This is a genomic window from Thermohalobaculum sp., from assembly GCF_058622915.1.
On the sequence record NZ_JBZSYN010000087.1, the window covers coordinates 1 to 4,975 of the forward strand.

Genomic DNA, 4,975 nt, shown 5'->3' on the forward strand with positions numbered 1-4,975 from the left:
CAGTTCGGCTCGGGCTGGTGCTGGCTGGTGGTCGACAAGGACGGCAGCCTGAAGGTGACCAAGACCGAGAACGGCGTGAACCCGCTGTGCTTCGGCCAGACGGCGCTCCTCGGCTGCGACGTGTGGGAGCATTCCTACTACATCGACTTCCGCAACAAGCGGCCGGACTACCTGAAGAACTTCGTCAACAACCTGGCGAACTGGGAGAACGTCGCCGAGCGCCTGTCCAAGGCGGGCGGCTGACCCCGGCGACCGCCGCGCAAGGGCCCCGGGCCGCGCGCCCGGGGCCTTTTCGTTTGCCGCCTCAAGGGCCAGCGCGGGCAGCGCCGGCCGATCCGGTGCTCACCGGCGCGCAGGCGGCGCGAGGTCCGGCCTCAGGGAAGCGCGCGGCCAAGCGCGGCCATCATCTCCTCGACTGTGTTAACCACGGTCAGGTAGCCCAGAAACGCCTCGCCGACGAAGCCCTGCTCGATCATGTGGCCGAAGAGGCGCAAGAGCGGGTCCCAGTAGCCTTCGCTGTTGAGCAGGAAGGCGGGCTTCTCGTGCAGGCCGAGATGGCGCCAGGTCAGCACCTCGATCAGTTCGTCGAGCGTGCCGGGCCCGCCGGGCAGTGCGATCACCGCTTCGGAGTTGCCCAGCATCAGCTTCTTGCGCTCGTGCATGGTCTCGGTGACGATGACGGCGTGCAGGTCCCGCTTGCCCACCTCGAGCTCGACGAGATGGCGCGGGATGAAGCCGGTGATGCGGGCGCCGGCCGCCTGCGCGGCGCGGGCCGCCTCGCCCATCAGCCCGCGGTCGCCGGCGCCGTAGACCAGCGCATAGCCGGCGCGGCCCAGCGCCTCGCCCAGTGCCCTGGCCTGGCGCCCATGCGCCGGGTTCGCGCCGGGGCGCGAGCCGCAGTAAAGGCAGACCGTATGCTGCGCTGGCGACATTGGGCCGCTCCGTGCGGTGAGTGAAGATTCGTTTACACGCGGCCGGATTCATAGCATAGCTGCGCCAATAATTACCCTTCGCGCGCAAGGGCGCTGAGATATGCGGACTGTACTCAGGGGAGTTCTCGGGCTGGGGATCGCGGCATTGCTGGCGCTCGTGGTCTGGATTGCAACCCGCCCTGCCCCGCAGCCGCAGCCCGCCGCGCCGTCCGGCAGCGAGAGTGCCGGCGGCCAGGCCGCGGTCGCGCCGGGCGTCGAGCCCAAGTCCAGCGCCGACGTGCAAAAGCTAGCCGGCGCGCTGAAGCCGCCGCCCACAGGTGCCCCCGGCTTCGACGTGGTGCGGATCGCGCCCGACGGACAGACCGTGGTCGCAGGGCATGCGGGGCCGAACGAGAATGTCGAGATCATGCTCGACGGCAAGGTGATCGCGACCGCAAGCACCGATGCCAACGGCGCCTTCGCCTCGGTGCTCTCGATCCCTCCCTCGAGCAAGGCGCGCAAGCTGGTGCTGCGTGTGCCCGGCGCCGGCGGACAGGCGGGAGCCAAGATCGCCGCCGCGGCGGGCGGGACCGAAGTGGCCACGGCGCCTTCGACCCTGCCCGGCTCCGGCAGTGCGGCGCCGGCCTCCGCGGGGATGCCGGCCAAGCCCGGCACCGCCGCGCCCGGAGCGACCCCGACGCCAAGCGCCGGATCATCGGCCACCGAGCCCGGCCTGCCCGGCGCGCCGCCGGCCAAGGGCGGCGGGCCGACCGAGCTGGCGACCGCCCAGGGCGCCGGGCCGAGTGCGCCGGCGGCGCTGTCCGCGGGTGGGACCGGAGTTGTGACCGGGTCGGGTCCGACCTCGCTGCCGGGCAGCGGAACAGGCACCTCGGCGACGGCCGGCCTCGCAGAGCAAGCGCCCGGCCAAGCGGGCCAGCTGGCGACCGGCAGCCCGGCACAGAGCACGGCGCCGGCCGCACCGGGCGGGGTGCCCGCAGCCACCGATCGCGGCGCGACCCCCGCCGTCACCGAGGCGCGACTGAGCGCGCCGGTGGTCATCCTGCCCTCGGGCGACTCGGCCGCCTCCCCCGCCGTGGTGCAGTCCGACGCCGAGGGGGTGACGCTGATGCAGCCCGCCTTCGCCGTCTCGGGCGGGGGCATCGTGCTCGACCGCATCACCTACGAGGACAAGGGCGGCATCATCGCCTCGGGGCGCGGCCCCAAGGGTGCCGTGATCCGCATCTACGTCAACGCGGAATACGTCAAGGACACCAGGTGCGACGCCAAGGGCCAGTGGCAGGCGCATATATCGAAGGCGGTCGCCACCAAGGCCCTGCTGCTGCGCTTCGACCAGGTCGACAAGACCGGCAAGGTGCTCAGCCGCCTGGAGACCCCGTTCGAGTATTCGCCCGAGGCGATCGCGCAGGAGCTGCGCCATCGCAGGATCGTTGTGCAGAAGGGCGATTACCTGTGGAAGTTCGCCGAGCAGTATTACGGGCGCGGCATCCGCTACAGCGTCATCTACAAGGCCAACAAGAAATTGATCCGCGACCCGAACCTCATATATCCGGGCCAGGTGTTTACTGTCCCCGAGCTGGTCAACAGCCAGTAGGCGCGAGCCGGGAGAGCTTCGATGCGCCGTAGCCTGCGCCGGCGGCCCACCACCGAGGGCATGCCCGATCTTCGCATCCTGACCCGCGTGGCGCCGGACCTGTGGCCCAGCGGTCGGCGCGACCTGCGCCTGCGCGTGGCGGTGTCGCTGGGGCTTCTGGTGCTGGCAAAGCTCGCCACCATCGCCACGCCATTTGCCTATCGCGACGCGGTCGATGCGCTGGCGCCGACGCCGGCCGAGGCGGCCATCGTGGCGCCGATCTTCCTGGTCATCGCCTATGGCGTGGTGCGGCTGATGGGCACCGTGCTGCAACAACTGCGCGACGTGGTGTTCGCCCGCGTCGGGCAGCACGCCCTGCGCAGGCTGGCGCTGCGCACCTTCCGCCACGTGCACCGGCTGTCGCTGAGCTACCACCTGGGCAGACGCACCGGCGAGCTCAGCCGGGTTGTCGACCGGGGCATCAAGGCGATCGACTTCCTGCTGCGCTTTCTGGTGTTCAACATCGTGCCGCTGGTGATCGAGCTCGTCATCGTCGCCACGATCTTCTGGGTCGAGTTCGGGTTTTGGTACTTCGTCGTGCTGCTCGGCTGCATCGCGGCCTATGTGGTCTTCACCTTCAAGGTTACCGAGTGGCGGGTGAAGATCCGCATGCAGATGAACAAGGAGGACCAGGAGGCGCACCAGAAGGCGGTCGACAGCCTGCTCAACTACGAGACGGTGAAGTATTTCGGCGCCGAGGGGCGCGAGGCCGACCGCTATGACGGGGCCATGCGCGGCTATCAGGAGGCGGCGGTCAAGACCGCGACCTCGCTGGGATTGCTGAACGCGGGTCAGGCGCTGATCATCACCTCGGGCCTGGTCGCGGTGATGGCGATGGCGGCACTGGAGGTGCAGGCGGGCAAGATGACGGTCGGCACCTTCGTGATGGCCAATTCCTTCGTCATCCAGATCACCATGCCGCTGAACTTCCTCGGCACGGTCTATCGCGAGATCCGCCAGTCGCTGATCGACATGCGCGAGATGTACCAGCTCCTGGATGTGGCGCCCGAAGTGACCGACGCGCCAGGCGCGACGCGGCTGCGCGTCGGCGAGGGCCGCGTGGCCTTCCGCGGCGTCGATTTCGACTATGGGCCGGGGCGGCCGATCCTGCGCGACATCTCGTTCGAGGTGCCGGGCGGCGGCAGCCTGGCCGTGGTCGGGCCATCGGGCGCGGGCAAGTCGACGATCTTCCGCCTGCTGCTCAGGCTCTACGACGTGAGCGGAGGCACGGTGGAGATCGACGGCCAGGACGTGCGCGGCGTGACGCAGGAGTCGCTGCGCGCGGCAATCGGCGTGGTGCCGCAGGATACCGTGCTGTTCAACGACACGATCTTCTACAACATCGCCTATGGGCGCGAAGGCGCGCGCCGGGACGAGGTGATCGCGGCGGCGAAGTCCGCGCGCATCCACGACTTCATCATGACCCTGCCCGACGGCTATGACACCATGGTGGGCGAGCGGGGGCTGAAGCTCTCGGGCGGCGAGAAGCAGCGCGTGGCGATCGCGCGCACGATCCTGAAGGACCCGCCAATCCTGATCCTGGACGAGGCCACCTCGGCGCTCGACATGCCGACCGAGCGGCGCATCCAGGCCGAGCTGCGGCGGCTGGGCGAGAACCGCACGGTGCTGATGATCGCCCACCGGCTGTCGACCGTGGCGGATGCGGGCGAGATCGTCGTGCTGGACGAGGGACGCATCGTCGAGCGCGGCAGCCATGCCGAGCTGCTGGCGCGGCGGGGAAGCTATGCCGAGATGTGGGCGCGGCAGGAAAGCGAGGAGCCCGAGCCGCTCGACGCGCGCCACGCGCAGGCCTAGCATCCGCCGGCGGGGGCAAACGGCAGGGAGCCTGCCATGACCGAGCGGAAAGGGCGCTGCCTGTGCGGCGCCGTCACCTACACGTTCGAGGGACCCGCGCTGTGGGTCGCGCATTGCCACTGCGAGAGCTGCCGGCGCAACACGTCGTCCGCCTTCACGACCTATGTAGGCGTACCGCGGGCGGCCTTGCGCTTCACCGGGACCGACCCTGCGGTCTATGGCTCCTCGCCCGGCGTGCGGCGGCTGTTCTGCCCCGCATGCGGGGCACCCGTGGCCTATGAGTCGGACAGGTACCCCGGCGAGATCCACGTCTATCTCGCGGCGCTTGAAGACGGCACGGGGCTGGTGCCCACGTCCCATGTCTTCGCCGGCGAGCGGGTGCCCTGGGTCACGCTGGGCGATGACCTGCCGAAATATCTCGGGGAATCGAGCGGCCCGCGGCTCGAGGACTGAACCGGCTCACAGCCGCATGAGCACGACGCCGGTCAGGATCAGCGCGCCCGAGACCCAGCGGATCGCGCCCGCCTTCTCACCGAGCAGGAAGACGCCGATCAGCATGGCGAAGAGCACGCTGGTCTCGCGCAGCGCCGCGACGAGG

At 69.9% G+C, this 4,975-nt stretch carries 5 protein-coding genes; 4 read left to right on the plus strand and 1 reads right to left on the minus strand.

The features are described from left to right. Positions 1-243: superoxide dismutase (locus AC32QD_RS07300; protein ID WP_492009830.1), on the plus strand; the 243-nt coding region annotated here is incomplete at its 5' end. Positions 244-374: 131 nt separating this feature from the next. Here the strand turns inward: AC32QD_RS07300 and AC32QD_RS07305 are convergent. Beyond that, positions 375-932: an LOG family protein gene (locus AC32QD_RS07305; RefSeq protein WP_492009831.1), complete on the minus strand. Its 558-nt coding sequence runs from the start codon at positions 930-932 to the stop codon at positions 375-377. A gap of 100 nt (positions 933-1,032) precedes the next feature. On the opposite strand from AC32QD_RS07305, the gene AC32QD_RS07310 reads away from it, so the two are divergent. Genes AC32QD_RS07310 through AC32QD_RS07320 form a run of 3 tightly spaced genes read left to right on the plus strand, consistent with a single transcriptional unit; the run spans position 1,033 to position 4,830 of the window. Further along, on the plus strand, positions 1,033-2,523 hold the full coding sequence (locus AC32QD_RS07310; protein WP_492009832.1) for a LysM peptidoglycan-binding domain-containing protein: 1,491 nt from the start codon (positions 1,033-1,035) through the stop codon (positions 2,521-2,523). A gap of 21 nt (positions 2,524-2,544) precedes the next feature. Continuing rightward, positions 2,545-4,377 carry an ABCB family ABC transporter ATP-binding protein/permease gene (locus AC32QD_RS07315; RefSeq protein WP_492009833.1) on the plus strand — a complete coding sequence of 611 codons (1,833 nt, stop codon included), beginning with the start codon at positions 2,545-2,547 and terminating at the stop codon, positions 4,375-4,377. Between the two features lie 36 nt (positions 4,378-4,413). Beyond that, positions 4,414-4,830 carry a GFA family protein gene (locus tag AC32QD_RS07320; RefSeq protein WP_492009834.1) on the plus strand — a complete coding sequence of 139 codons (417 nt, stop codon included), beginning with the start codon at positions 4,414-4,416 and terminating at the stop codon, positions 4,828-4,830. Positions 4,831-4,975: the final 145 nt, after the last annotated feature.